Origin of the sequence: Bradyrhizobium sp. USDA 241 (assembly GCF_049739505.1) — a bacterium.
Classification (GTDB): Bacteria; Pseudomonadota; Alphaproteobacteria; order Rhizobiales; family Xanthobacteraceae; genus Bradyrhizobium; species Bradyrhizobium liaoningense.
In genome coordinates, this window is sequence record NZ_JBMGPZ010000009.1 from 37,266 (window position 1) to 62,263 (window position 24,998).

Here is a 24,998-nt window from a genome sequence, read left to right on the forward strand (position 1 = left end):
TTGAGTGGATTTTCTGCCTGACAGCGGCGAGGATTCTTGCTGCGAATCAGGAGCGAAGATGACGAAGAAGAGCCGCCGGACGCATTCTCCGGCATTCAAGGCGAAGGTTGCTTTGGCTGCGGTCAAAGGCGACAAGACACTGGCGGAGCTGGCGCAACTGTTTGATGTTCATCCGAACCAGATCACGATCTGGAAAAACCAGCTCCTGGAAGGCGCCGCCGGCGTGTTTGGGCATGACAAGACATCGGCCGAGACGCCGGTCGATTTGAAGGCGTTACATGCCAAGATCGGCGAGCTGGCGTTGGAAAACGATTTTTTGTCCGGCGCGCTCACCAAGGCGGGCCTGCTGAGCGCAAAGCGATGATCGACCGCGATCATGATCTTTCTATCGTGCGCCAGGCGAAGGTCCTGAAGCTGGCTCGCAGCACGGTCTACTATGAACCTCGGCCAGTTTCGGCCGAGGACCTTGCCTTGATGCGTCGGCTCGATGAGCTGCATCTCGATTATCCCTTCGCGGGAGCGCGTATGCTGCGATCGTTGCTGCGGCGGGAGGGCGTATACGCCGGTCGCCGCCACATCGCGACGCTGATGAAGCGCATGGGGATCGAGGCGGTCTATCGTCGCCCGAACACGAGCAAGCCGGCTCCGGGTCACAAGATCTACCCGTACCTGTTGCGCGGATTGAAGATCGAGCGGCCCGACCATGCGTGGGCAATGGACATCACCTACATTCCGATGCGGCGTGGCTTCGTCTATCTCGCGGCGGTCGTCGATGTGTTCAGCCGACGGGTCCTGGCCCATCGCGTCTCGATCACAATGGAGGCGGCCTTCTGCGTCGAAGCGGTCCAGGAGGCGTTGGCGAAGCACGGCAGGCCCGAGATTTTCAACACGGATCAGGGCAGCCAGTTCACCAGCCTCGAGTTCACCGATGTGCTGCTGGACGCGAAGATCGCCATCAGCATGGACGGCAAGGGCGCCTGGCGCGACAACGTGTTTGTCGAGCGGCTCTGGCGCACGGTCAAATACGAAGAAGTATATCTCCGCGCCTACGACAGCGTGTCCGAGGCGCGAGCGTCAATTGCCAAGTATCTGGCCTTCTACAATCAGGGACGCCCTCACTCGAGCCTTGACGGGCGCACGCCCGACGAGGCTTACTTCGGCACGCAAGCTATGGTGATGGCCGCATGACCGTCGCCGACGGTTTTGTCGTCGCTCTGGTCGGGCTACGCCCTCCCGACGCAACGACAAAACCGTAAAGCCCCGCGTTCAGCATAACCCGGCAGGAATCCACTTAAATCCAGCGGGGCGCTGTCCAAACAACCGGGGCCAGCTCTTGTGAACCCATGCGGCCAACACCCAAGAAGGCGATCGTCGGCATCGATAAATCCTCGCGATATTGGCCGATAGGCCGGTCAAAACTCGGCGATCGCAGCCTCATCTTCGCGATGATCGCGATCACAAGGGTGATGCCGGCGGTTTTGGGCCGGTTCGACCGGCCCCGGAAGACCAGTCCAATTGACGCGAGGCGAAAGAAATTCTTACTCTCGGGTTCTTTGGAGATATGCCAGTTTGGCCCTCAGTCTTTCACGACTACGTCTCTTTCATGAGCTTTCCGAGCTCGGCACGATCTCGGCGGTGGCACGAGCGCTCGGCCAGACACGGCCAGCCGTGTCGCAACAGTTGGCGCTGCTCGAACGCGAGGCGGGAGCGGTACTTTTCGAGCGTTCGGCAGGAGGGCTGCGCCTGACAACCAAAGGGCAGCAACTCCTGGATCGCGTCACGCCGCTGCTGCAACTGGCAGAGCGCATCGAAGCCGAGCTCGACGAGAAGGACGGACCTCCTGCGGGCGAACTACGACTTGCCGCATTCGGGAGTGTCGCGACCAGCATCGTTCCAAGAGCCTTGGGCTATCTCCACAAGACACACCCCCTGATCGATGCAAGCTTCGTCGAACTCGAGCCGACCGAAGGCCTCAAGGCAACCGTCGCCAAGCAGGTCGATATCGCAATTGTCGACGATTATGCCGATGCAAGTGCGTACCAACAGGCCCTCGAATTCCACCCCCTCTATGTCGACGCCTTGAGTGCGATCCTTTCGTCAGACCACCGCTTCGCGAAGGCCGACTTGACAAGCATAGAGCTCAAGGATCTCTCGAACGAGAAGTGGGCGATCAACCAAACGGCGGTCGCCTATCAGCAGAACTTGACTAACGCGTGCTTGGCTGCCGGATTCGAAATGAAGATTGGCTGCAGCGCTCGTAATATTTCTGCCACCCTTGAGATGGTACGCACCGGACAATTCGTAACAGTCCTGCCCGGTCTTGCGGTGCAGCCCCTCGACAAGGATCCCGACTTTCGCGTTCTTCCCATTGCGCCCGCCTTACACAGACACATATTCAGCGCCGTTCCCAAGGGCACATCCCGGCGCCCTATCGTTGCCGCTGCATTGGCGGCCCTGGAGCGAGCGGCCCTCAATTGCCGCCTCTAAAACGTTGGCAGCGTAACTATTTCTAACGTGCTCCGACAGGAACCGTGTTCTTTCGCCGCGGCAAGACGAGCGCTAGTCGTTGAGCAAAGGCCACACTTCTATCTTTCCAACAACCAATGGAGCATGGACATGCGAAGCTATGGACTGCGGTTCGTCACCGATCTGGTTGCGGCATTCTGCGGGTTCGCGCTCGCGGCCGGGGCGAGCCACGCTCAGGAGAAGTCCAGGCTGGATGAAATCCTGGCGCGGGGCAAGCTGGTCGTCGGCGTGTCGAGCGAGTCACCTCCTTTCGGCTTCGTCGACGAGAAGGGGGAGCTGGTGGGCTTCGACATCGATGTTGCCCGGCTGATCGCCAAAGCGACTTTCGGTGATCCCAACAAGGTCGAGTTCATTCGCCAGAGCGCAGCCCAGCGCTGGCCCAATGCCCAGAACGGCACGATCGACTTTGGCGCGCAGACGACAACCATCTACGCCGACCGCGCGCAGCGGGTCGCGTTCACCCGCAACTATATCGATGGCGGCATCGTCCTCATCGTCCGCAAAGATGCGCCCTTCAAGACGCTCGACGATTTGAACAAGCCGAACGTCACCATCGCCAATCTGACCACGCCGACCCAGGAGGAGCGCGCCAAGCGCCTCTTCCCGCAGGCCAAGCTCCAGACCTTTGACGGCATCGCCTCGCAATTCAACTCTGTGAAGCTTGGCCGAGCCCAGGCCGCTCAGCTCGATGCTCCCGTAGCCGCATGGTATGTCAAGTCCAACCCGGACATGCGCGTGATGGAAACTCGCCTGACGGATGTCGTCAACACGGGTATCTTCATGAAGCCGGGCGACTTCCGGCTCTGGCAATACCTCGATCTCGTCGTGTCCGAGATGACCGGCGGGTATCTCTTCGCCGAGTACAGCGCGATCTACGAGAAGTGGTTCGGCGAAAAGCCGAAGAATGCGAAGTGGTATCTCAACAATAACTGATCGACTGCGCAGAGAGGGCGGGTGATGGATTGGTCACAGTTTGGCAACTTCGCCGTCCGCTACCTTCCGCAACTCTGGAACGGGATGCTCGTTACCATCGCTGTCGCGGCGCTCGCGGCGCCGACGGCTCTCGCAATCGGCGTGCTTCTCACTGTGCCGCGCGTTGCCGGCTGGCGGCTACCCAGCGCTCTTGTACGAGCCTATGTCGAGGTGATGAGGAATACACCGCTCCTCGTCCAGATGTACCTCCTCTTCTTCGGCCTGCCACTCGTGGGATTCTTCTGGGGTGAGATCACCTGCGGTGTCCTCGCCGTCGCGCTTCAGCACGCAGCCTTTTTGTCTGAGCTCTTGCGCAGCGGCATCGCGGCCGTGGGCGCCAAGCAGTGGGAGGCGGGACAGGCGATCGGCATGCGCCGCTGGGCGATTTTTCGCCAGATCGTTCTTCCACAGGCCGCTATCAAGGTCATGGCACCCGTCTCGAACCAACTGATCGTCCTTGTGAAGGACACGTCTCTCGTATCGGCGATCGGTGTGCTTGACCTGACACTGTCCGGCAAGGTCATCATCGAAAGATCAGGAGCGTCCTTTGAGGTCTTCATCCTCGTTGCGGCGCTCTATCTAATCCTGACTTCCGTCATCGGCGCCGGGTTTCGAGTCAGCGAGATGCGCTTCTCGCGGAGGCTCGGATGAGCATATCCGTCCTTATCGCAAACCTGCCCTACCTGTTGCAGGGTGCGCTGGTCACGCTATGGCTCGCCTTCGTCGTCGTCATAGCCGGCACGCTTCTTGGCGCGGTCGTCGGAACGATCTCGAGCGGAGGTGGACCGATCCTTCGGTCCCTCGTCACGGCTTACGTCTTCGTGTTTCGGGGCATTCCGGTATTGGTCGTGATGTTTCTCGGCTTCTACACTTTCCCGGCATTTGGAATCCGTCTCAGCGCCTACGCCGCAGTCATGATATCGATGGTCTTCTATGTCGGCGCCTTCGTCACCGAGGCAGTGCGCGGCGCCATCGCAGCCGTGCCGACCGGCCAGATCGCAGCAGCTAAGAGCCTTGGCATGCGGCGGCTGACGATGCTCCGTGAGGTCGTCCTCCCTCAGGCAGCCCGTCTCTCGATTGCGCCGATCCTCAACATCTCGCTTATGGCGATCAAGCAGACCTCTTACGCCTCGGTCGTCGGAGCCTGGGAACTCTCTTTTGCGGCTCGCGAGGTCGTGGAGAGAACACTCGCGGCTTTCCAAATCTTCCTGGGTGTCATGGTGATCTACTTTTTGATCTGCTACCCGATTTCGCTGCTCGCGAACTATTGCGAGCGGAAACTCTCCTTCGATCACTGAGGGTGCCCATGACCATCTCCGCCGGATCGCCCATTATCGTATCAGTGAATGGCCTCGTGAAATCCTTCGGGGCGCATCGTGTCCTGAACGGGGTTTCTTTCGATGTCCGGCGCGGTGAAGTCGTTGTCGTTCTGGGCCCGAGCGGATCAGGCAAGTCCACGATGCTGCGCTGCGTCAACTTCCTTGAGACATTCGAGGACGGCACAATCACGGTCAATGGGGCACCGGTCGGCTATCAGAGCGACAGCGCAGGCCGTCGCCGCATGCTCGATGAGAAGGTAGTTGCGAAGAACCGTGAGCATGTCGGAATGGTCTTTCAAAGCTTCAATCTGTTCCCGCATCGGACCGTCCTTCAGAACGTCATGATGGGGCCCGTGTCGGTCCAGCACCGAGACAGGACTGAGGCGAGGAAGCACGCGCTGGAGTTGCTAGAGAAGGTCGGCTTGACCGACAAGGCCGACCAATATCCCGCCCGCCTCTCCGGCGGCCAGCAGCAGCGCGTGGCAATCGCCCGCGCGCTCGCGATGCGACCCGCTGTCATGCTCTTTGACGAAGCGACGTCGGCCCTCGACCCCGAGCTCGTCGGCGAAGTGCTCCGCGTCATGCGGGAACTGGCCAACGAGGGCATGACGATGATCGTCGTCACGCATGAGATGGGCTTCGCCCGTGAGGTTGCCGATCGCGTTATTTTCATGGACGGCGGCGTGATCATGGAGCACGGCGCGCCGCACGACATCATGGCCAATCCTCAAACTGAGAGGTTTCGGTCGTTTCTCGGAATGGATCGATCCGTCAACAAAGTTCAAGACACCTAGCGACCATTCTTTACGGGAGCCACTGGCGCTGGTGCGGAGGACGGAGAGATGAGGAATCACCGCGCCAGTTTCACGCCAGAAACACCCCAACCAGAGCGCAACGAACGCAATCGAATTTCAAACAAGACCGCCCTGCCCCTGATCCCACCGCGTATAGCGAACCGGTTGCGGATACGAGTCTCGTGCGCCGACAAATAGTGCCAAGGTGGCCGTGAAGCGGGGTAGACGAGCGGCATGCGGACTGCCAAGGACCCTCTTTATCGCCGCCATCGCTTCCCACCGGAAGTGATCAGCTATGCCGTTTGGTTGTATTTCCGGTTTCCCTTAAGCTTGCGCATGGTCGAGGAAATGCTGGCGGCGCGTGGCATTGGCGTGACCTATGAAACCGTGCGCCAGTGGGGACGGAAATTCGGCAAGCCGTTCTCCGATCGGATCCGCCAGCGTGCACCCGCTCGCGGTGACAAATGGCATCTGGACGAAGTCGTTATCTCGATCGCGGACGAACAACATTGGCTCTGGCGCGCTGTCGACCAGAATGGCTTCGTTCTCGACGTCTTGATCCAGCGCCGAAGAGACTCGCGCGCTGCCCAGCGGCTCATGAAGAAGCTCTTGAAATCCGCCGGCACGCCGCCGCGCGTGATGATCACGGACAAGCTCCGTTCGTACGGCGCTGCGAGGGCGAAGATGGGCTTTCACGTCGAACATCGCCAGCACAAAGCTCTCAACAATCGGGCCGAGAATTCTCATCAGCCGACGCGGCGACGCGAGCGGATCATGAAGCGTTTCAAATCGTCCCGTCAGGCTCAACAGTTTCTGTCAGTTCACGATCAGGTCGCGAACCTTTTCCACATCCCCTATCCCGGAGCTGTCACCGCCGACTTCCGTCGTGCTTCGCGCGAGCGAGCCTTTGCGACTTGGCGCGACATCTCCACGACAAGCGCTATCGCCGAATCTCGAACCTTTGAGAATCGCCTCCTTCGGCTCGGCGGTCGATTAAGTTGACGATGCCGCGCGGAGGGCTTCTCTTGACATAAGTATTTTCGAAACGATACGTTTAATAACTATAAAAAGCCTGCTACGGGCCTATTGGGAGGAAAAGGATGGACGGCGAAATCAGCTCGCGACGCGAGCTTTGGCGGGGCCGGAATCTGATTGTGGGTTGCCTGCTCGGCATGATGATGAGCGTCTCATCGATCTATTTCTATACTTCGGGCCTGTTCTTGAAGCCGCTTGCCGCCGAGTACGGCTGGACGCGCGGGATGGCGTCTCTCGGTCCACTGATCGGAATACTGACCATCGGTGTGGCTAGTCCCTTTGCGGGGCGGTTGGTGGACAGGTTCGGTGCATTTCGAATGGCGCTCTTGTCGGGAGGCGCGTTAGCGCTTTCGTTCCTTTTATTGGGTCTGGTAACCGGCGGGCTCGTCAGCTTCCTTCTTCTCACGTTCGTTCTGGCTGTTCTTGGTAGCGCGACGACTCCCGTCTCTTACGGCCGCATGATCGTCGGCAATTTTCCGCGACGCTTGGGGCTTGTCTACGGGATCGTGTATTGCGGGCCTGGCCTCGCTGCTCTGACGTTTCCATCGCTGGTCGGGCGGTTACTCGACGCTTACGGATGGAGGGGAGCCTATATCGGGCTGGCTATACTGACTTTCGGCATGATTCCGATCATCGCGCTGCTGTTGAAGAGCCAGGCTGGGCACGAAAGATCCAAGCCCGGCGCGGCACGGCAGAACTGGGGTCTGTACGCCGATCGACGCTTTCTGCTGCTCGCCATCATCTTCCTGCTGGCATCGACGGGAATCTTCGGCACGATCGTCCATTTCGTCCCGATGCTGACTGACCGCGGTACTCCAACCTGCTTGCGGCCGCGATTTTTCTGTTGTCTGCCTGCGGTGTGCTCATGTTGGCGTCGGGCAACTCGGAGCTGATCTTGCCGGGAACGCTGGCCATGGGTTTCACCATTGGCTCGGAGTTTGATCTCGCTCTTTTCCTGGTCGGAAGACGCTTCCCGCCAGCTCACTTCAGCACGCTGTTTGGCGGCATTTATCTCGCGGTGTCGGTCGGTGGCGGCGGTGGGCCGATCCTGGCCGGGATGCTCTATGATCGGGCCGGCAACTACCTGCCATGGTTTGTTGTCGCCGCTACCTGCCTGCTGGTCTCGTCCATTCTTTGCCTGATTGGTCGATCTTCGGTCTTTCGCGACAGTTCGATCGCGCCGAGCGTGGCATGACTCGATAGCGATTTGGAATCAGCAATGAACCTGGATCAAAAGCTTCTGCGTCAATACCAGTCGGGGGAGGGGTTGCCGGTTGCTGTCAAATCGAGCTCCCTTGCCGAATCATTGAAAATCAACCTCGAAAAAATCGACCTCGCGGGGCCACGCATCGAGCTGTCCTTTATTGTCGGTCAGCAATTTTTGCAGGCCGAGGACGTCGTTCACGGGGGCGCGGTCGCGATGATGCTCGACTTCGCCATGGCCTATGCGGCGCTGTTGGCAATTGCTGATGGACTTTCCGTTGCAACGATCAACATGAACGTCTCGTATCTCAGGTCGGCTAAGCCGGGCCAATACAGAGCAGTCGCCGAAGTCGAACGCTGCGGAAAGGCCGTCGTGTTCACGCGTGCACAGCTTCTGGATCGCGAAAGCAAGGCAGTGGCCACCTCTGTGTCCTCGCTGGCCGTCGTGGCGCCGCGCCGCAAGTCGGGCATCGAGCCATTTGCTGGCGCCGAGATCGCGTGAGATTGTGAAGTCCAGCGAGAGTTATGCTTTTGATTTCTGTCGCGACGTCTTGGACTTGACATCCGTGGAAAACATAGAGTCGACGCTCCCGCAAAGGAGCTCGATGAACTCTGCATCCAGCGGCTGGCCGAAGATCAAGCGCCGGTAGATCGGCGAGTACAGCATCTCGACAGCCCAGGCTGCATCGATGCCGCGCCTGAATAGTCCCTCCTGCTGTCCACGCTCAAAGGTTTCCTGAACGAGACGCCGACGGTTCTTCGCGAACCGTTCATTGAACTCTGCCAAAAGTGCATCGTTGTCGTGGCCTTCGCACAGGATTTGAACGACCAGCTTCCCGGCGCGGCCGCTGAAATATTGCGCGAGGGAGGTGAGGTGCCGCTTGATAGCGGTCCGCGGGTCGACCGCCGTTGGCATCGGAGTATTGCTGAAATGGGACTCCATGAACGCGTCGATGACCAGCGCGCCCTTGCTGTCCCACCAGCGATAGATCGTGGCTTTTGAAACCCTGGCGTCGCGCGCCACTGTTTCGATCGCGAGATCGGCGACCGAGACCGTTTGCAGAAGGCCCATTGTGGCCGACAAAATCGACCGCTTGGAGGCGAGATCGCGCGGTCTTCCGATCGGCCTTGAATCCGATGGTTCGGTATCTTGAGAACTCATCGGTCCGCCTGCAGTAGCGCGTTTGGTTGATGCCATAGCCAGTGTCGAGCAATTCAATGGATATCGAGCCAGTGCGTTTCCGTAGCACGGCGTCACGTCCTTCGACAAACGAGTTCCATTAAGGCCGGTCGGAAAGACGGCAGCGGCCCGCTTGACTCTCCGCAGCAGAAACGATACGAAACGTCTCGTATTATAAATAAGGAGGACGACGTGAAGCTCGGACGAATTTCAGTCGGAACGCCGTTCGGATCGGTCGCGCGCCTCGTCGCGGTGGATACCGCGGAGAGCAGGGTCATCGACCTCGCGACCGCGGAGATCCTGCGACGGCAAGCGAAGGGGGCCACGCAGGAGGGCGCCCAGCGGTTGGCGTCGGCGATCTTCCCAGGGAGCATGTCGGCTGCGATCGGTCTTGGCGACATTTTCCTGGAGGCTGCTCATGAGGCCGTACAGGCGCGCGCCGATGATGCCTCTACCGCAATCTCAAGCGTGAACTGGCTGAGCGCGATCGATCCGCCGGTCATCCGGGATGGCCTCACCTTCGTCAAGCACATCAAGCAATTCCACGAGCGCATTGGGGCCGAGCCGACCGAGGCGCTGCTTGAGATTCCGGGCTACTTCAAGGGTACCCCGTTCACCGCCGTCGGGCACGATGCCGAAGTGCCCAAGCCGTTCTATACCGATTATTTCGACTACGAATTGGAGCTTGGCTACATCGTCGGACGCGTCTGCCACAACCTGACGCCCGACGAGGCGCAGCGCGCGATCTTCGGCGTGACGATCTTCAACGATTTCAGCGCGCGCGACATCCAGAAGCTCGAGATGAAGATCGGCATGGGCCCCGGAAAGGGCAAGGATTGTGCCTTCGGTATCGGTCCGTGGATCGTAACGATGGATGAGATCGGCCGTCTCGATGATCTTGAGATGGCGGTTCGCATCAACGGCAAGGAATGCTCGCGCGGAGATAGTGCCGAGACTATTTGGACGCCGGGTGAGTCGCTGGCTTACATGTCGATCTCGGAATACGTGCAGCCGGGAGACCTGTTTGCTTCGGGCACCGTCGGCAACGGATCCGGCCTGGAGATCGGCCGGAAACTTGAAGCCGGTGACGTCCTTGAACTCGAGGTCTCTCGGATCGGTACGCTCCGCACCAAGATCGGCCCTCCGGAAGAAAAGCGCTGGTGGCCCGAGAGGCGCCAGAAGTTCTGGTGATCCGCTTGGGACAGCCCAGTCAGGGCAGGAGCGCCCGAACCCAACCCGCTCAGATCCAATCGAGAATTACATCATCATGGCAAAACCCGTTCGCCGTATCGTGACCGGCCATCGCGCCGATGGCCGGTCAGTCATTGTCTCGGATGGTGCAGCACCCAACGTGCATGTTGTGCCGGGGACACCGGGGTTGGCAGGAACCGTAATCTGGGTTGCCGACAAAACTCCCGCGGACATCGTGCAGCAGGAGGAACCCGCTCCAGGGGATCGCAAGCTCGCCATCGAGCCTCCAGCCGGAGGGAACGTTCTGCGTATCGCCGAATTCCCGCCGGACAGCCTCTACTCTCGCGACGAGCTCGAGAAGTTCAGGGCGGGGATCGGCAGCCCCGAAGCCTTCGACACCAAGGCGCGGCACTTCTTCTTCCACAAGACGCATACGCTCGACTACGCGATCGTGCTGGAAGGAGAGATCTGGGCCTTGCTCGACGAGGGCGAGACGCTGATGCGGCCCGGCGATGTATTGATCCAGCGCGGCACCAACCATGCGTGGTCCAATCGTTCCGACCGGATCTCCAGGGTCGCGTTCGTGCTGATCGATGCCGAGCACCAATAGAAAGCTGGGAGCCGCGCAATTCGATGTCCAATCCGACCATCATTACCTGTGCCCTGACCGGTGCGGGGGACACCGTCGGCAGGAGTCCGGCGGTCCCCGTCACGCCAAAGCAGATCGCCGATCAAGCCATTGACGCGGCGAATGCTGGAGCTGCGGTCGTCCACATTCATGTGCGCGACCCCGCGACGGGCGCACCGTCGGTCGAATTCGAACTTTACGCGGAGGTCGTGGAGCGCATCAGGGGGGCATCGACGGACGTCATCATCAACCTGACCAGCGGACCCGGCTCCCTATTTGCCCCAGATGGTTTGCGGCTGCAGCCAGCCCCCGGAGTCAATCCACCCATGACGCCGCAGCAGCGGCTCGACCATATCCTCAAGCTCAAGCCGGAAATCTGCAGCCTCGACGTGGCGACGTTGAACTTCGGACGAATAGCAATGGTCAACCTTGTGAGCGATCTCGAGTTCATGGGGCGAACGATATCCGACGCCGGCATCAAGCCGGAGATTGAGGTCTTCGATCTCGGCCACATACGATTGGCCAAACATCTGCTGGAAATTGGGGTGCTGAAAGCACCCACCTTCTTCCAGTTCTGTCTCGGCGTATCCTGGGGCGCGCCGGCCCAAGCCGATGTGCTGCAGCTGATGCGCAGCATGCTGCCATCCGGAGCGCTCTGGAGTGCCTTCGGCATTTCGCATGACCAGTTCAAGATCGCCGCCGCAGCGTGCGAGCTTGGCGGGCACGTGCGCGTCGGCCTCGAGGACAATCTCTACATCGCCAAAGGTAAGCTCGCCGGGAACAACGCGGAGCTTGTCGAAGAGGCGGCTCGGATTGTGATGCGGCACGGGTCGAGGCCGGCTTCGCCGAGCGAGGCGAGGAAGCTGTTGCTCGGCAGCTAACTCGCTTGCCGGCGAAAACGGTGCGAGAATGAGGGTCCAGAGCTGATCGATGGAAACCCGGAAAAGCCTCGAGCAGTTTCGTGAAGCGATCAAACCGGTTCGGGGGGCATCATCAACTTAATCGACCGCCGAGCCGAAGGAGGCCATTCTCAAAGGTTCGAGATTCGGCGATAGCGCTTGTCGTGGAGATGTCGCGCCAAGTCGCAAAGGCTCGTTCGCGCGAAGCACGACGGAAGTCGGCAGTGACGGTTCCGGGATAGGGGATGTGGAAACGGTTCGCGACCTGATCGTGAACTGACAGAAACCGTTGAGCCTGATGGGACGATTTGAAACGCTTCATGATCCGCTCGCGTCGCCGCGTCGGCTGATGAGAATTCTCGGCCCGATTGTTGAGATCTTTGTGCTGGCGATGTTCGACGTGAAAGCCCATCTTCGCCCTCGCAGCGCCGTACGAACGGAGCTTGTCCGTGATCATCACGCGCGGCGGCGTGCCGGCGGATTTCAAGAGCTTCTTCATGAGCCGCTGGGCAGCGCGCGAGTCTCTTCGGCGCTGGATCAAGACGTCGAGAACGAAGCCATTCTGGTCGACAGCAATGTTGTTCGCCCGCGATCGAGATAACGACTTCGTCCAGATGCCATTTGTCACCGCGAGCGGGTGCGCGCTGGCGGATCCGATCGGAGAACGGCTTGCCGAATTTCCGTCCCCACTGGCGCACGGTTTCATAGATCACGCCAATGCCACGCGCCGCCAGCATTTCCTCGACCATGCGCAAGCTTAAGGGAACCCGGAAATACAACCAAACGGCATAGCTGATCACTTCCGGTGGGAAGCGATGGCGGCGATAAAGAGGGTCCCGGGCGATCGGCATGCCGCTCGTCTATCCCCTTGGCCGCTCCAATTCGTTAACTTGACGGTACCTCTCGTCGAACACGTTGACCGTGAGATTCCATCCATCCTTCAGGTAGGAGAAGGCCAGGTTGGGTTGAAAGGTCCACCACGGATCCCCCACATTGGAGAGCCCCGCAGGTCCCTGCAAAGTGCCGGTGGGTATATACATGCCCAGAGCGGCTTTGACGAAGAACCCGCTATCGCCGAGTCTCTAGGGTCTGTACCTAAATAGCGCCACGTGATTCTCTTGCCTACGTGTTGATTCGGGGGCGAGAGAATGCGCGCTGGTTTGTTTTGGCTGAACGACAGGCAATGGGCGCGTATCGAACCGCATCTGCCGAGGGGACTGACGGGGCCGGATCGGGACGACGACCGACGCATCGTCAGCGGCATCATTCACATGCTGCAATCGGGTGCACGATGGCGTGATTGTCCACGTGAATACGGCCCTTACACGACGATCTACAATCGCTTCAATCGCTGGGCCAAGCGAGGACGATGGTGCGCAATCTTCGAAGCGCTGGCCAAGCCTGGCGAAGACGGCGTCGTACTGTCGCTCGACTCGACCTCGATTAAAGCTCACCGCGGTGTGCCTCCGGCGGAAAAGGGGGGAGCACAATCAAGCAATCGGCCGCTCGCGCGGAGGCCGCACGACAAAAATCCATGCGCTGAGCGATCCGCTCTGCCGGCCGGTCGTCCTGCATCTGACTCCAGGCCAGGATGCCGATATCGCTGCGGCTCCCGATGTCCTGGCGCTCGCGCCACCCATGAGCGTGCTCCTCGCCGACAAAGGGTATGATGGCGACAAGCTTCGCGGCGAAATCATTCGTCGTGGCGCCAAGCCCGTAATCCCCAATAAATCTAACCGTGTCGTCATCCATCGCTTCAACAAACGCGCCTACAAAGGACGAAATGTCATCGAACGCTGCTTTTGCAGGCTCAAGGACTTCCGGCGCATCGCCACGCGATATGACAAGCTCGCCCGTAATTTTTTGGCCGCTGTTCATCTCGCCGCTCTCGTCGCATATTGGCTCAATTGAGTCTGGACCCTAGTCATCTGGAACGCAAGTTCGTCACATTAGTTGATAGCTCGAATCTCTAGAGAGGAGAGTGCTAGCCCGTCCTATTCGTGAGAGTGCGGCTTTTGGGCCCGATTGATGCGGCCGCACATCTTGTCTGACGAGGCGCACAGGATTGCCTTCGGCTTTTCGCCGCCTGACGACCGGTACTTTGCAACGCGCTTGAGGGATGGGTTGGGCGAACGGGGGCGGACGCCCCGCCGGTCAAGGACCGAGCGGCAGCAGCGCGCCGGGCAAGCCGCAGATCAGGTCGGCTTCGGGACATGCCGCGGCAAACGCAAGGCGAATGCGGCTCGTGGTCTCGACGACACGGGCGGCGATTTTCAAGAGCCGAAGACGCAGCGTCGCGAACTCGGCAGCGGCCAATTCCCGGACTTTGGGAATGGCGTCGCGCACGGTCAGCATCAGCCAATAAGCGGCCGTATGGAGCACGAGACGGACCTGGTTGGCGAGCGCCGAACGGCAGCTGGTGCGATCGGAGGCGAGCTGCGTCTTATGCAGCTTGATCAGATTCTCGGCTTGGCCGCGCGCGCAATACAGGCTGTCGTAGATCCACTCGGCCGAGCCGACATCGAGGCTGGTGACGACGAAGCGGATGTCGAGGCCGAGCATCGTCGCCTCAATACGGGCGACAGTGCGCCGTTCGCGATCCCAGGACTTTGCCTTGTGGCGCGTCTCGGTATAGCCACGCAGAACCGGCAGGTTCTCGATGGCGCGTCGCGTGCGGATGTCGTCGGCGACCTCGTCGACTTTTCTGGCGAGAGGCTTGGTGCCGGACAGACCGAAGATGTAGTCGATGCCGTTGGTCTCGCACCACGCCATGGCCTCCGGCCGGGCATAGTGCCCGTCGCCACGGAACGTAATTCGCGTGTTGTGCCACCGCGTGCGGATATGCCGTACCAGGCGGCGCAGAAGGGCACGCACCTCGACGCCGCCCGGCGTCTTGCCGGGCCTCAGCACGACCGCCACGGGACGGCTCTTCTCCGTGTCGTAGACGTGGATCGGCAGGAAGCAGCGTTCGTCATAATGAGCGTTGAACAGCGAGAGCTGCTGATGGCCGTGGACGACGTCGCAGGTATCATCGATGTCGAGCGTGACGGATGCCGGCTCGCGCGGGTAGCTATCCATCCATGCGTCGACCAAAATGTAGGTCAGTCGGATCACGTCGCGCAGGCGCGGAGCATTCTCCAGCCGCGACAGCGTCGGTTGGGAACACAGATCGCGGCCCGTGTCCGGCAGCCGTCCGCAGGCCAGCTTGAATGCGGGATCGGACCGCAGATGATCGAGGTCGTCGGCGTCCTCGTAGCCGCAGCAGATCGCGAACATGCGCGCGCGGAACATATCGACAAGGCTGTGCACGACCCGCGTCGGATCGCGCCGATCCGGGAACACCCGGGCCAGATTGTCGGCCAAGCCGAGACGCCGCTCGGCCATCGCCAGAAGCATCACGCCCCCGTTCGAGGTCAGGCGACCGCCATCGAAGGCAGCTGTGACTTTCTTGGCGTGAACGGCTGGAAACGAGAAGGGCGGAATCGTATCGTCGGTCATGGCGGGCGTGGCGTTCGCGGTTGAAGGTGATGGGGTGGCTTCGCAACCGAATCCTACGCCGCATCAGCGCTTTACACCACGCTCGCCAGCCCTCAGGCGCACTCTTACGAATAAGACGGGCTAGTGGCGAATGCAGGTGTGCGGGGCCGGCCGATTGCGCCGTTAGTGCTGAGTGCGCAGGAGCGGGCGTACTTGGAGAGGCAAGTTCGTCGTCATCGTGTAGCCCGATCGCTATCTGAGCGGTGCCGCGCGATCCTGCGGTGTGCAGATGGTCTGCCAAGCAAGTCTGTGGCTGCCGAACTTGGCATCCATGAACACACCGTTGGCAAGTGGCGCCGCCGATTCTTGAAGGATCGCTGTGATGGCCTGCTTGACGAAGCCCGCCCTGGCCGCCCTCGAACCATCGACGACGATCAGGTTGCTGAGGTAATCGAGCGGACATTGCGTACGACGCCGCGCGACGCGAGAGGGTGTCAGTAACTCGGTGTAAGATGGTTTCTGTGAGTTTACCTTTGACAGGAGACTCACATGGCTACGGATTTTTCACCTGAGATTTTGGACCAGCTTCTTGCCGGGGGCAGCCTCAAGCCAGAAGACTTAGCCGGCGAAGACGGGCTTTTCAGACGACTGAAGAAGGCGCTTCTGGAGCGCGCACTGGGTGCGGAGCTGACCCACCACCTTGGCTATGAGAAGGGCGACCCGGCGGGCCGCGGGTCGGGCAACAGCCGCAACGGCACAAGCAGCAAAGCGCTGTTGACGGACGACGGCGAGATCGAGATCGAGATCGAGGTGCCGCGCGACCGCGCCGGCACGTTCGAACCGGTGATCGTCGCGAAGGGCCAGACCCGCTTCGACGGCTTCGACGAGAAGATCATCAGTCTCTACGGGCGGGGCATGACGGTACGGGAGATCCAGGGCCATCTGGCCGAGCTCTACGGCACCGAGGTGTCCCCCGATCTGATCAGCAAGGTCACCGACGCGATTCTCGACGAGGTCCGCGAATGGCAGAGCCGGCCGCTGGAAGCGATCTATCCGGTGGTCTTCTTCGACGCGCTCAGGGTCAAGATTCGCGATGAGGGGATGGTCAAGAACAAGGCAGTCTACGTCGTGCTGGGCATCACTGCATCGGGCGAGAAAGACGTGCTCGGGCTTTGGATCGAGCAAACCGAAGGCGCCAAATTCTGGCTCAAGGTCATGAACGATCTGAGGAACCGCGGCGTCGCCGACATCCTGATCGCCGTCGTCGACGGTCTGAAGGGCTTTCCCGAGGCGATCAACAGCGTCTTTCCCAAGGCGATGGTCCAGACCTGCATCGTGCATTTGATCCGCAACAGCCTATCCTTCGTGTCCTGGAAGGATCGCAAGGCGATCCTTCCCTCGATCAAGGCGATCTATCATGCCGAGAATGCCGACGCCGCTCTGCTCAGGCTCGAGGACTTCGAAGCCGAGTGGGGCAAGCGCTATCCCGCGATCGGGGCGGCCTGGCGCCGGGCGTGGGAGCACGTCATTCCGTTCTTCGCCTTCGCGCCGGAGATACGCAAAATGATCTATACCACCAACGCGGTCGAGGCGCTGAACCGTTCGCTGCGCAAGATCATCAAAACACGCGGCAGCTTCCCCAACGACGAGGCGGCGATGAAGCTGCTTTACCTCGCCATCAGAAATGCCGGCATCCATTGGCGACGACCGGTTGCATGGACGGCCGCAATGGGCCAGTTTGCCATCCAGTTCGGCGAGCGCTTTGCAGGCTCAGCGGACTGACCCCATGGGGTCAGTCCGCTGACCCCGCAAACCCCTCACAGAGACGCTCTTACACAAAACTTCTGACACTCCCCGACGCGACGCACTGGTCGATCCACTCGATGGCTGCGGAAGCTGGCTTTTCTCACACCACGATCCGCCGAATGTGGGCGGCGTTCGGCTTGCAGCCTCACCGCAGCCAGACATTTAAACTGTCGAGCGATCCACTGTTCGTCGACAAGGTCCGCGATATTGTCGGGCTTTACCTGTCCCCACCGACCCGAGCCGTTGTCCTCAGCGTCGATGAGAAAAGCCAGATCCAGGCACTCGATCGCGAGCAGCCGGTCTTGCCGATGATGCCTGGGGTGCCGGAACGTCGCACGCACAGCTATGTGCGGCATGGTACGACCACGCTGTTTGCCGCGCTCGATGTCGCTTCCGGCTTTGTCATTGGCAAATGCTACAAGCGCCATCGGGCGGTCGAGTTCTTGAAGTTCCTCAAAGAGATCGACGCTCAAATCCCTGAGGGGCTCGCTGTCCATATCGTCATGGACAACTACGCCACCCACAAGACACCCAAGATCAAAGCGTGGCTCGCTCGCCGGCCGCACTATCATGTCCACTTCACGCCGACAGAGCTGGCCCCGCAAATTCGGACAGTAGCTTGAGTGGATTTTCTGCCTGACAGCGGCGAGGATTCTTGCTGCGAATCAGGAGCGAAGATGACGAAGAAGAGCCGCCGGACGCATTCTCCGGCATTCAAGGCGAAGGTTGCTTTGGCTGCGGTCAAAGGCGACAAGACACTGGCGGAGCTGGCGCAACTGTTTGATGTTCATCCGAACCAGATCACGATCTGGAAAAACCAGCTCCTGGAAGGCGCCGCCGGCGTGTTTGGGCATGACAAGACATCGGCCGAGACGCCGGTCGATTTGAAGGCGTTACATGCCAAGATCGGCGAGCTGGCGTTGGAAAACGATTTTTTGTCCGGCGCGCTCACCAAGGCGGGCCTGCTGAGCGCAAAGCGATGATCGACCGCGATCATGATCTTTCTATCGTGCGCCAGGCGAAGGTCCTGAAGCTGGCTCGCAGCACGGTCTACTATGAACCTCGGCCAGTTTCGGCCGAGGACCTTGCCTTGATGCGTCGGCTCGATGAGCTGCATCTCGATTATCCCTTCGCGGGAGCGCGTATGCTGCGATCGTTGCTGCGGCGGGAGGGCGTATACGCCGGTCGCCGCCACATCGCGACGCTGATGAAGCGCATGGGGATCGAGGCGGTCTATCGTCGCCCGAACACGAGCAAGCCGGCTCCGGGTCACAAGATCTACCCGTACCTGTTGCGCGGATTGAAGATCGAGCGGCCCGACCATGAGCTATGCGGGATTTTGGGTGACGAGGCGATCAGGCGGCGTGGTTTTCCGGCACTTGGATGACCTCGATGCCGTTTTCGAATCTGACACCTGCGCTGACCTTCGGCAACTGATTTGTGCCTTTCAGCCGCCGCCAGGTCTTTGATGCGGCGCAGAGCAGCTTGAACACCATCAACTTGGCAGTCGTTGACGATAACGAACCTTTCGTGCGCACCGTTCTGTGCCGGACCGTCGCGAACACGCTTTCGATGGGATTCGTCGTCCGCAAGTGGTCCCAATGCTCGGCGGGGAATTCGTAGAACGCAAGCATTGCGTCGCGATCTTTCGTCAGGCACTCGACCGCCTTGTCGTACTTCGCTCCGTATTTCTCGGCAAAGACATCGATCGCCACTTCGGCCGAAGCTCGGTTGGACGCCAAATAGACCTCGCGCAGATCCTTCTTCATGCTGGCCTGTACCGACACTGCGACTTTGTTCAAGATATTCGCGGTTTTGTGCACCCAGCACCGCTGATGTCGCGTGGCGGGAAAGACCTCGTCGAGCGCCTTCCAGAAGCCGAGCGCGCCGTCACCGACGGCGATTTCCGGGGCGATCTTCAGCCCTCGGGTTTTCGCCTCGACGAGCAGTTCGTGCCAGCTCTGCGTGCTCTCGCGCACGCCGACCTGGAAGCCGATGAGTTCCTTCTTGCCTTCCGGCGTCGCGCCGATCAGCACCAGCATGCATTCGCTGTGGTCTTCCATGCGAGCCTGCAGGAAGACGCCGTCCGCCCACACGTATACGTACCGGCGCGCCGACAGATCGCGCTTCTGCCAACGCTCGTACTCGAGCTGCCACTCCGTCGTCAGTCTGGAAACCACCGCCGGAGAAAGATTCGGCGCATCCTTGCCCAAGAGCGCCGCCAGCGCCTCCTGGAAGTCGCCCGTCGAGATGCCTCGCAGGTACAGAACCGGCAAAAGTGCATCCAAGCTCTTCGTGCGCCGTGCCCACAACGGCAGGATCGCCGAGGTGAAGCGGATCCGCTCGCCATCGCTGGTCACCGCGCGATCGCGAATCTTTACCCGGGCGACTTCGACGGCGCCGATCCCCGTCTGGATCGTCCGCACTGGACCATGGCCGTGTCGCACGAGGCGGTCGCGGCCATCGGGAAGCTTCAAGCCCTTCATCGCGGCGAGAAACGCCTCGGCTTCCATCTCGACAGCCTGCGCAAGCAGCTGCCGAGCTCCAGATCGCAAAATATTCGTCAGTGGATCGTCGATCTCATCGGGCTGACGCAGTGGGACAATGTTGCTATGCTCGTTCATGGCGTATCGCTCTCCTTGAGGTTCTGGCAGGCTCGACACCCGCCTCGATACGCCGCCTATCTCATTCCGTCATCACCCAGTTTCCCGCATAGCTCCCCGACCATGCGTGGGCAATGGACATCACCTACATTCCGATGCGGCGTGGCTTCGTCTATCTCGCGGCGGTCGTCGATGTGTTCAGCCGACGGGTCCTGGCCCATCGCGTCTCGATCACAATGGAGGCGGCCTTCTGCGTCGAAGCGGTCCAGGAGGCGTTGGCGAAGCACGGCAGGCCCGAGATTTTCAACACGGATCAGGGCAGCCAGTTCACCAGCCTCGAGTTCACCGATGTGCTGCTGGACGCGAAGATCGCCATCAGCATGGACGGCAAGGGCGCCTGGCGCGACAACGTGTTTGTCGAGCGGCTCTGGCGCACGGTCAAATACGAAGAAGTATATCTCCGCGCCTACGACAGCGTGTCCGAGGCGCGAGCGTCAATTGCCAAGTATCTGGCCTTCTACAATCAGGGACGCCCTCACTCGAGCCTTGACGGGCGCACGCCGAGCTATGGCGGAATCTGGGTGATGACGGTGTGAGGAAGGCGGCGTATCGAGGCGGGTGACGAGCCTGCCAGAACCTCTCGAGGAGAGCGATACGCCATGACCGAGACTACCAATGTTCTTGCTTTCCGTCAGCCGTCCGCGGTTGATGATCCACTGACCGATATCGTTCGTGCCGGCGCGCGGGACCTGCTTGCCAGGGCGATCGAGATCGAGGTTGGCGCGTTTCTGGCCAGCACGGCCAATCTGACGCTGCCCGACGGTCGAGCGCGCCTGGTCCGACATGGGCACGGTCCGGTGCGCGAGATTGCGACCGGCATCGGTCCGGTGGAGGTCGCTCGTCCCAAGGTCCGCGACCGCGGAGCGAGCGGGCCAGGCGACCGCCTCCGCTTCAGTTCGGCAATCCTGCCGCTATGGGCGCGGCGGACGAAGAGCCTGGATGCCTTGATCCCGGTCCTCTATTTGCGCGGCATCTCGACCGGCGACTTCCAGGAGGCGCTCTCGGCGCTGCTCGGCAAGGATGCGCCGAACCTGTCGCCTTCGGTGATCGCCGGCCTGAAGGCCGATTGGCAGGTCGAGTACGAACGCTGGCAGAGACGCGATCTGTCGGCGCGTCGCTATGTCTACATCTGGGCCGATGGCGTGTACCTGCAGGCCCGCATGGAAGATCACAGCGAATGCATGCTGGTGCTGATTGGCACCACGCCGGAAGGCAAGAAGGAGCTGATCGGCTTCCAGGTCGGCGTGCGCGAGAGCGCGCAGAGCTGGCGCGAACTCCTGATCGACCTGCGGCAACGCGGGTTACGGATTGCCCCGCAACTCGCCATCGGCGACGGCGCCCTCGGCTTCTGGAAGGCACTGGACGAGGCCTTTCCCGGCACGCGGCACCAACGATGCTGGTGCCATAAAGTGAGCAACGTACTCGACAAGGTCGCCAAATCCGTGCAGGGCCCCATGAAGAACGACCTGCGGAACATCTATCTGGCCCCACACCGGGCCGAAGCTGAAACCGCGATCGACGTCTTCGTCGAGAAATACCACGTCAAATACGGACGTGCGGTGGAGTGCCTGATCAAGGATCGCCATGCGCTGCTCGCCTTCTTCGACTTCCCTGCTGAGCACTGGATCCACCTACGCAGCTCGAACCCGATCGAGAGCGTCTTCGCCACGGTGCGCCACCGAACGGTGCGGACCAAGGGATCGCTGTCGCAACAAACTGCGAAGCTGATGGTGTTCAAGCTCATCGACGCCGCATCGAAGACCTGGCGGCGATTGAAGAGCACGAACCAGTTGCCGAAAGTCATCGCCGGTGTAAAGTTCATCGACGGAATCGAAGTCATTCCGAACACTGAAAGCCACGCCGCCTGATCAGGCCGCGTCACCCAAAATCAGCCATAGCTCGCGCACGCCCGACGAGGCTTACTTCGGCACGCAAGCTATGGTGATGGCCGCATGACCGTCGCCGACGGTTTTGTCGTCGCTCTGGTCGGGCTACGCCCTCCCGACGCAACGACAAAACCGTAAAGCCCCGCGTTCAGCATAACCCGGCAGGAATCCACTTAAATCCAGCGGGGCGCTGTCCAAACAACCGGGGCCAGCTCTGACTTCCACGTCATGGATCAATCAGATCGAGCGCTGGTTCGCTGAACTCACCAGAAAGCAGATCCAGCGAGGTGTTCACACCTCAGTCAGGCAGCTCGAGGCCGACATCCGTACCTTCATCGAACTGCACAACAATAACCCGAAGCCCTTCAAATGGACCAAGTCCGCAGACCAGATCTTGGCTTCCGTCAAACGCTTCTGCCACAGAGCCCAGCAGACTTTATGTAGCGAACTTTAGATTCACGTGACTAGCTCAATTCGTTGGCTAGCCCGTCCTATTCGTGAGAGTGCGGCTTTTGGGCCCGATTGATGCGGCCGCACATCTTGTCTGACGAGGCGCACAGGATTGCCTTCGGCTTTTCGCCGCCTGACGACCGGTACTTTGCAACGCGCTTGAGGGATGGGTTGGGCGAACGGGGGCGGACGCCCCGCCGGTCAAGGACCGAGCGGCAGCAGCGCGCCGGGCAAGCCGCAGATCAGGTCGGCTTCGGGACATGCCGCGGCAAACGCAAGGCGAATGCGGCTCGTGGTCTCGACGACACGGGCGGCGATTTTCAAGAGCCGAAGACGCAGCGTCGCGAACTCGGCAGCGGCCAATTCCCGGGCTTTGGGAATGGCGTCGCGCACGGTCAGCATCAGCCAATAAGCGGCCGTATGGAGCACGAGACGGACCTGGTTGGCGAGCGCCGAACGGCAGCTGGTGCGATCGGAGGCGAGCTGCGTCTTATGCAGCTTGATCAGATTCTCGGCTTGGCCGCGCGCGCAATACAGGCTGTCGTAGATCCACTCGGCCGAGCCGACATCGAGGCTGGTGACGACGAAGCGGATGTCGAGGCCGAGCATCGTCGCCTCAATACGGGCGACAGTGCGCCGTTCGCGATCCCAGGACTTTGCCTTGTGGCGCGTCTCGGTATAGCCACGCAGAACCGGCAGGTTCTCGATGGCGCGTCGCGTGCGGATGTCGTCGGCGACCTCGTCGACTTTTCTGGCGAGAGGCTTGGTGCCGGACAGACCGAAGATGTAGTCGATGCCGTTGGTCTCGCACCACGCCATTGCCTCCGGCCGGGCATAGTGCCCGTCGCCACGGAACGTAATTTGCGTGTTGTGCCATCGCGTCCGGATATGCCGTACCAGGCGGCGCAGATGGGCACGCACCTCGACGCCGCCCGGCGTCTTGCCGGGCCGCAGCACGACGGCCACGGGCCGGCTCTTCTCCGTGTCGTAGACGTGGATCGGCAGGAAGCAGCGTTCGTCATAATGAGCGTTGAACAGCGAGAGCTGCTGATGGCCGTGGACGACGTCGCAGGTATCATCGATGTCGAGCGTGACGGATGCCGGCTCGCGCGGGTAGCTATCCATCCATGCGTCGACCAAAGTGTAGGTCAGCCGGATCACGTCGCGCAGGCGCGGAGCATTCTCCAGCCGCGACAGCGTCGGCTGGGAACACAAATCCCGGCCCGTGTCCGGTAGGCGACCGCAGGCCAGCTTGAATGCCGGATCGGACCTCAGATGATCGAGGTCGTCGGCGTCCTCGTAGCCGCAGCAGATCGCGAACATGCGAGCGCGGAACATATCGACCAGGCTGTGCACGACCCGCGTCGGATCGCGCCGATCCGGGAACACCCGGGCCAGATTGTTGGCCAAACCGAGACGCCGCTCGGCCATCGCCAGAAGCATCACGCCCCCGTTCGAGGTTAGGCGCCCACCATCGAAGGCAGCTGTGACTTTCTTGGCGTGAACGGCTGGAAACGAGAAGGGCGGAATCGTATCGTCGGTCATGGCGGGCGTGGCGTTCGCGGTTGGAGGTGATGGGGTTGGCTTCGCAACCGAATCCTACGCCGCATCAGCGCTTTACCCCTCAGGCGCACTCTTACGAATAAGACGGGTTAAGTTGAAGAAAGATTGAGTGACTCCCGATCATTTCTGTGCCGAAACGTGGAGTCGCGGTCGTGCCGCGTCCAAAGAAACCGGCGCGAGCGGCCTATTAGACGCGGTAGGTGCTCAGCCTCCGAAACGAGACTATCAAGCATGAAGAGATCGAGCGCGAGGCAGAGGTTTTATTTGTGTTGAATTCTTGCTTCTCGATAGTGGTCTGAAATCGTATCATCGGTCATGGCGGGCGTGGCGTTCGCGGTTGAAGGTGATGGGGTGGCTTCGCAACCGAATCCTACGCCGCATCAGCGCTTTACACCACGCTCGCCAGCCTCTCAGGCGCCCTCTCGCGAATAAGACGGGCTAGAAACATGTTGTGCATGCCCGAGGGGTTGGCGTCCATCGGAGGACCAACGCTCGCCGAAATGAATGGCACCACGCCAACAACGTCATAGGTCGCGCCGAGGAAATTCCAGCCGGGCACCCAGAGCAGGCCTTGCGCGAAGACATCGGCTTTCACGCCGGTCGACGCTCCTCCGGGATTAACCGGGGCTCCTGGACCGACCAGGTTCGACTGATAGGTGAACACCTGATCGAATCCGTAGAGGCCAGGCGGCGGCGCCGCGGCGGCAGCTCCAAGCACGATCCCGGGCTTTTGAGCCCAACCGGACGATCCAAACTCATACGCATTGGCCACCGTAGCAACAGCTGACAACGTCAGCGCTCCGACCATCACGGCCACGTTGCGTTTCTTCATCATTCCCCCTCCCGCGTTTCCAAATATCCCGTTTCAACGGACTCTTTGCCAGTATCCGCCAAGCGGATTGCGGGGGTAGAGCAGTACAAAAATCACGCGTCATCAATAGATTCCGCGATGGAATATTCAAATAATCCAGTTGATTACAGTAATCACACTAGTTTGTATTTGCGATACAAGCATTCGGTTCTGTGATACGACATGATATACTTGAAGCGCCGGCTTGTGGCTCTGCGCCCACCTCATTCCGCCAGCTTGTTTACTGACGGCTCGGCAGAAAGCTTCACTCCCGGCCCTGGGCCGTTCAGAAATTCGATTCCTGCTGCTTCGAATGCCCGACTTATCTTCGTGAGCGTCTCGACATGCGCGCCCAACGGCGCATCCTTGAAGCCTTCGAGCCGGCGTATCGTCGAGATCGCCACGCCTGATCGCGCCGCGAGATCGTGCTGCTCCCAACCGAGGAGCGACCGCGCAGCTTTGATTTGACGCGCGATCACCAACATCGGCTAGGTCACCTTCAAGAACAAGCGCTCTGTGGCGTTCATCACATGCCTTGCTTCGTAGACGTCGTGGG

General features: G+C 60.5%; 20 protein-coding genes and 9 pseudogenes. 21 read left to right on the forward strand and 8 right to left on the reverse strand.

Annotation, left to right across the window (positions count from 1 at the left end):
- The first annotated feature begins 58 nt into the window (after nt 1-58).
- The 10 genes and pseudogenes from ABIF91_RS45325 to ABIF91_RS45370 all read left to right on the forward strand — a co-directional run bounded on the left by ABIF91_RS45325 (nt 59) and on the right by ABIF91_RS45370 (nt 8,351).
- Nucleotides 59-1,188, forward strand: a protein-coding gene (locus ABIF91_RS45325) for an IS3-like element ISRj2 family transposase (RefSeq protein WP_129557670.1) whose coding sequence is annotated in 2 segments (ribosomal slippage) — nt 59-311 and nt 311-1,188 — 1,131 coding nt in all. Because the reading frame shifts where the segments join, the coding sequence is not laid out codon by codon here.
- Nucleotides 1,189-1,569: 381 nt separating this feature from the next.
- Entirely contained in the window at nt 1,570-2,487 is a 918-nt protein-coding gene (locus ABIF91_RS45330) for a LysR family transcriptional regulator (protein WP_028181902.1), read from the forward strand.
- A 27-nt stretch (nt 2,488-2,514) separates the two neighbouring features.
- Nucleotides 2,515-3,459, forward strand: coding sequence for a transporter substrate-binding domain-containing protein (locus ABIF91_RS45335; RefSeq protein WP_341878356.1), 945 nt, complete (start codon nt 2,515-2,517; stop codon nt 3,457-3,459).
- Nucleotides 3,460-3,483: 24 nt separating this feature from the next.
- Nucleotides 3,484-4,149 carry an amino acid ABC transporter permease gene (locus ABIF91_RS45340; RefSeq protein WP_424579923.1) on the forward strand — a complete coding sequence of 222 codons (666 nt, stop codon included), beginning with the start codon at nt 3,484-3,486 and terminating at the stop codon, nt 4,147-4,149.
- Nucleotides 4,146-4,796, forward strand: a complete 651-nt coding sequence (locus tag ABIF91_RS45345) for an amino acid ABC transporter permease (protein ID WP_028181903.1) — start codon at nt 4,146-4,148, stop codon at nt 4,794-4,796. The genes ABIF91_RS45340 and ABIF91_RS45345 overlap by 4 nt, the downstream gene beginning before the upstream one ends.
- An 8-nt stretch (nt 4,797-4,804) precedes the next feature.
- The gene (locus ABIF91_RS45350; protein WP_028181904.1) at nt 4,805-5,611 is read left to right on the forward strand and encodes an amino acid ABC transporter ATP-binding protein; all 807 of its coding nucleotides are present in this window, start codon (nt 4,805-4,807) and stop codon (nt 5,609-5,611) included.
- Between the two features lie 234 nt (nt 5,612-5,845).
- Nucleotides 5,846-6,608, forward strand: a pseudogene (locus ABIF91_RS45355) (IS6 family transposase).
- 103 nt (nt 6,609-6,711) lie between these two features.
- Complete coding sequence (locus tag ABIF91_RS45360) at nt 6,712-7,539, forward strand: MFS transporter (protein WP_051394030.1); 828 nt, start codon at nt 6,712-6,714, stop codon at nt 7,537-7,539.
- A 2-nt stretch (nt 7,540-7,541) separates the two neighbouring features.
- Nucleotides 7,542-7,841, forward strand: a complete 300-nt coding sequence (locus ABIF91_RS45365) for a hypothetical protein (protein ID WP_424579924.1) — start codon at nt 7,542-7,544, stop codon at nt 7,839-7,841.
- Between the two features lie 24 nt (nt 7,842-7,865).
- Entirely contained in the window at nt 7,866-8,351 is a 486-nt protein-coding gene (locus ABIF91_RS45370; RefSeq protein WP_049802050.1) for a PaaI family thioesterase, read from the forward strand.
- Nucleotides 8,352-8,372: 21 nt separating this feature from the next.
- Here ABIF91_RS45370 and ABIF91_RS45375 read toward each other — a convergent pair whose 3' ends face one another.
- Nucleotides 8,373-9,011, reverse strand: coding sequence for a TetR/AcrR family transcriptional regulator (locus ABIF91_RS45375; RefSeq protein ID WP_028182028.1), 639 nt, complete (start codon nt 9,009-9,011; stop codon nt 8,373-8,375).
- 270 nt (nt 9,012-9,281) lie between these two features.
- On the opposite strand from ABIF91_RS45375, the gene ABIF91_RS45380 reads away from it, so the two are divergent.
- From ABIF91_RS45380 to ABIF91_RS45390, 3 genes are all read left to right on the forward strand, one after another.
- Nucleotides 9,282-10,220: a fumarylacetoacetate hydrolase family protein gene (locus ABIF91_RS45380; RefSeq protein ID WP_424579925.1), complete on the forward strand. Its 939-nt coding sequence runs from the start codon at nt 9,282-9,284 to the stop codon at nt 10,218-10,220.
- 76 nt (nt 10,221-10,296) lie between these two features.
- Nucleotides 10,297-10,830: a cupin domain-containing protein gene (locus ABIF91_RS45385; protein ID WP_028182026.1), complete on the forward strand. Its 534-nt coding sequence runs from the start codon at nt 10,297-10,299 to the stop codon at nt 10,828-10,830.
- 23 nt (nt 10,831-10,853) lie between these two features.
- The gene (locus tag ABIF91_RS45390) at nt 10,854-11,729 is read left to right on the forward strand and encodes a 3-keto-5-aminohexanoate cleavage protein (RefSeq protein WP_028182025.1); all 876 of its coding nucleotides are present in this window, start codon (nt 10,854-10,856) and stop codon (nt 11,727-11,729) included.
- A gap of 117 nt (nt 11,730-11,846) precedes the next feature.
- On the opposite strand, the pseudogene ABIF91_RS45395 reads toward ABIF91_RS45390, so the two are convergent.
- Both ABIF91_RS45395 and ABIF91_RS45400 read right to left on the reverse strand, forming a co-directional pair.
- Nucleotides 11,847-12,598, reverse strand: a pseudogene (locus tag ABIF91_RS45395) (IS6 family transposase).
- A 9-nt stretch (nt 12,599-12,607) separates the two neighbouring features.
- Nucleotides 12,608-12,805, reverse strand: a pseudogene (locus ABIF91_RS45400) (transporter); the annotation flags it as partial.
- 68 nt (nt 12,806-12,873) lie between these two features.
- Between ABIF91_RS45400 and ABIF91_RS45405 the strand changes: the two are divergent.
- Nucleotides 12,874-13,658 (forward strand): annotated as a pseudogene (locus ABIF91_RS45405) (IS5-like element ISBj2 family transposase).
- 243 nt (nt 13,659-13,901) lie between these two features.
- Here ABIF91_RS45405 and ABIF91_RS45410 read toward each other — a convergent pair.
- Nucleotides 13,902-15,245, reverse strand: a complete 1,344-nt coding sequence (locus ABIF91_RS45410) for an IS1380-like element ISBdi2 family transposase (protein WP_424578699.1) — start codon at nt 15,243-15,245, stop codon at nt 13,902-13,904.
- 123 nt (nt 15,246-15,368) lie between these two features.
- Between ABIF91_RS45410 and ABIF91_RS45415 the strand changes: the two are divergent.
- The 4 genes and pseudogenes from ABIF91_RS45415 to ABIF91_RS45430 form a co-directional block, all read left to right on the forward strand.
- Nucleotides 15,369-15,710, forward strand: a pseudogene (locus tag ABIF91_RS45415) (helix-turn-helix domain-containing protein); the annotation flags it as partial.
- A gap of 63 nt (nt 15,711-15,773) precedes the next feature.
- Nucleotides 15,774-17,006, forward strand: coding sequence for an IS256 family transposase (locus ABIF91_RS45420; RefSeq protein ID WP_424579926.1), 1,233 nt, complete (start codon nt 15,774-15,776; stop codon nt 17,004-17,006).
- Nucleotides 17,007-17,071: 65 nt separating this feature from the next.
- Nucleotides 17,072-17,620 (forward strand): annotated as a pseudogene (locus tag ABIF91_RS45425) (IS630 family transposase); the annotation flags it as partial.
- A gap of 87 nt (nt 17,621-17,707) precedes the next feature.
- A pseudogene (locus tag ABIF91_RS45430) lies at nt 17,708-18,351 on the forward strand (IS3-like element ISRj2 family transposase); the annotation flags it as partial.
- Nucleotides 18,352-18,385: 34 nt separating this feature from the next.
- Here ABIF91_RS45430 and ABIF91_RS45435 read toward each other — a convergent pair.
- Nucleotides 18,386-19,654 (reverse strand): IS256 family transposase, encoded by a 1,269-nt coding sequence (locus tag ABIF91_RS45435; protein WP_014497957.1) that lies wholly within the window; start codon nt 19,652-19,654, stop codon nt 18,386-18,388.
- Between the two features lie 95 nt (nt 19,655-19,749).
- On the opposite strand from ABIF91_RS45435, the pseudogene ABIF91_RS45440 reads away from it, so the two are divergent.
- The 3 genes and pseudogenes from ABIF91_RS45440 to ABIF91_RS45450 all read left to right on the forward strand — a co-directional run.
- Nucleotides 19,750-20,229, forward strand: a pseudogene (locus tag ABIF91_RS45440) (IS3 family transposase); the annotation flags it as partial.
- Between the two features lie 63 nt (nt 20,230-20,292).
- Nucleotides 20,293-21,561 (forward strand): IS256 family transposase, encoded by a 1,269-nt coding sequence (locus ABIF91_RS45445; RefSeq protein ID WP_038952271.1) that lies wholly within the window; start codon nt 20,293-20,295, stop codon nt 21,559-21,561.
- A gap of 235 nt (nt 21,562-21,796) precedes the next feature.
- Nucleotides 21,797-22,033 (forward strand): annotated as a pseudogene (locus ABIF91_RS45450) (IS630 family transposase); the annotation flags it as partial.
- 197 nt (nt 22,034-22,230) lie between these two features.
- On the opposite strand, the gene ABIF91_RS45455 reads toward ABIF91_RS45450, so the two are convergent.
- The 3 genes from ABIF91_RS45455 to ABIF91_RS45465 form a co-directional block, all read right to left on the reverse strand.
- On the reverse strand, nt 22,231-23,574 hold the full coding sequence (locus tag ABIF91_RS45455) for an IS1380-like element ISBdi2 family transposase (protein ID WP_208086440.1): 1,344 nt from the start codon (nt 23,572-23,574) through the stop codon (nt 22,231-22,233).
- 406 nt (nt 23,575-23,980) lie between these two features.
- Nucleotides 23,981-24,427, reverse strand: coding sequence for a hypothetical protein (locus ABIF91_RS45460; protein WP_424579927.1), 447 nt, complete (start codon nt 24,425-24,427; stop codon nt 23,981-23,983).
- A gap of 239 nt (nt 24,428-24,666) precedes the next feature.
- Entirely contained in the window at nt 24,667-24,927 is a 261-nt protein-coding gene (locus ABIF91_RS45465; RefSeq protein WP_018273761.1) for a transcriptional regulator, read from the reverse strand.
- Nucleotides 24,928-24,998 lie beyond the last annotated feature (71 nt).

Bases quoted from the DNA above. Each gene is read 5' to 3' on its own strand.
- ABIF91_RS45370 (WP_049802050.1), top strand. From the start codon at position 7,866: ATGAACCTGGATCAAAAGCTTCTGCGTCAATACCAGTCGGGGGAGGGG.
- ABIF91_RS45385 (WP_028182026.1), top strand. From the start codon at position 10,297: ATGGCAAAACCCGTTCGCCGTATCGTGACCGGCCATCGCGCCGATGGC.
- ABIF91_RS45460 (WP_424579927.1), bottom strand. From the start codon at position 24,427: ATGATGAAGAAACGCAACGTGGCCGTGATGGTCGGAGCGCTGACGTTG.
- ABIF91_RS45410 (WP_424578699.1), bottom strand. From the start codon at position 15,245: ATGACCGACGATACGATTCCGCCCTTCTCGTTTCCAGCCGTTCACGCC.
- ABIF91_RS45390 (WP_028182025.1), top strand. From the start codon at position 10,854: ATGTCCAATCCGACCATCATTACCTGTGCCCTGACCGGTGCGGGGGAC.
- ABIF91_RS45345 (WP_028181903.1), top strand. From the start codon at position 4,146: ATGAGCATATCCGTCCTTATCGCAAACCTGCCCTACCTGTTGCAGGGT.
- ABIF91_RS45420 (WP_424579926.1), top strand. From the start codon at position 15,774: ATGGCTACGGATTTTTCACCTGAGATTTTGGACCAGCTTCTTGCCGGG.
- ABIF91_RS45350 (WP_028181904.1), top strand. From the start codon at position 4,805: ATGACCATCTCCGCCGGATCGCCCATTATCGTATCAGTGAATGGCCTC.
- ABIF91_RS45340 (WP_424579923.1), top strand. From the start codon at position 3,484: ATGGATTGGTCACAGTTTGGCAACTTCGCCGTCCGCTACCTTCCGCAA.
- ABIF91_RS45455 (WP_208086440.1), bottom strand. From the start codon at position 23,574: ATGACCGACGATACGATTCCGCCCTTCTCGTTTCCAGCCGTTCACGCC.
- ABIF91_RS45375 (WP_028182028.1), bottom strand. From the start codon at position 9,011: ATGAGTTCTCAAGATACCGAACCATCGGATTCAAGGCCGATCGGAAGA.
- ABIF91_RS45445 (WP_038952271.1), top strand. From the start codon at position 20,293: ATGACCGAGACTACCAATGTTCTTGCTTTCCGTCAGCCGTCCGCGGTT.
- ABIF91_RS45360 (WP_051394030.1), top strand. From the start codon at position 6,712: ATGGACGGCGAAATCAGCTCGCGACGCGAGCTTTGGCGGGGCCGGAAT.
- ABIF91_RS45435 (WP_014497957.1), bottom strand. From the start codon at position 19,654: ATGAACGAGCATAGCAACATTGTCCCACTGCGTCAGCCCGATGAGATC.
- ABIF91_RS45465 (WP_018273761.1), bottom strand. From the start codon at position 24,927: ATGTTGGTGATCGCGCGTCAAATCAAAGCTGCGCGGTCGCTCCTCGGT.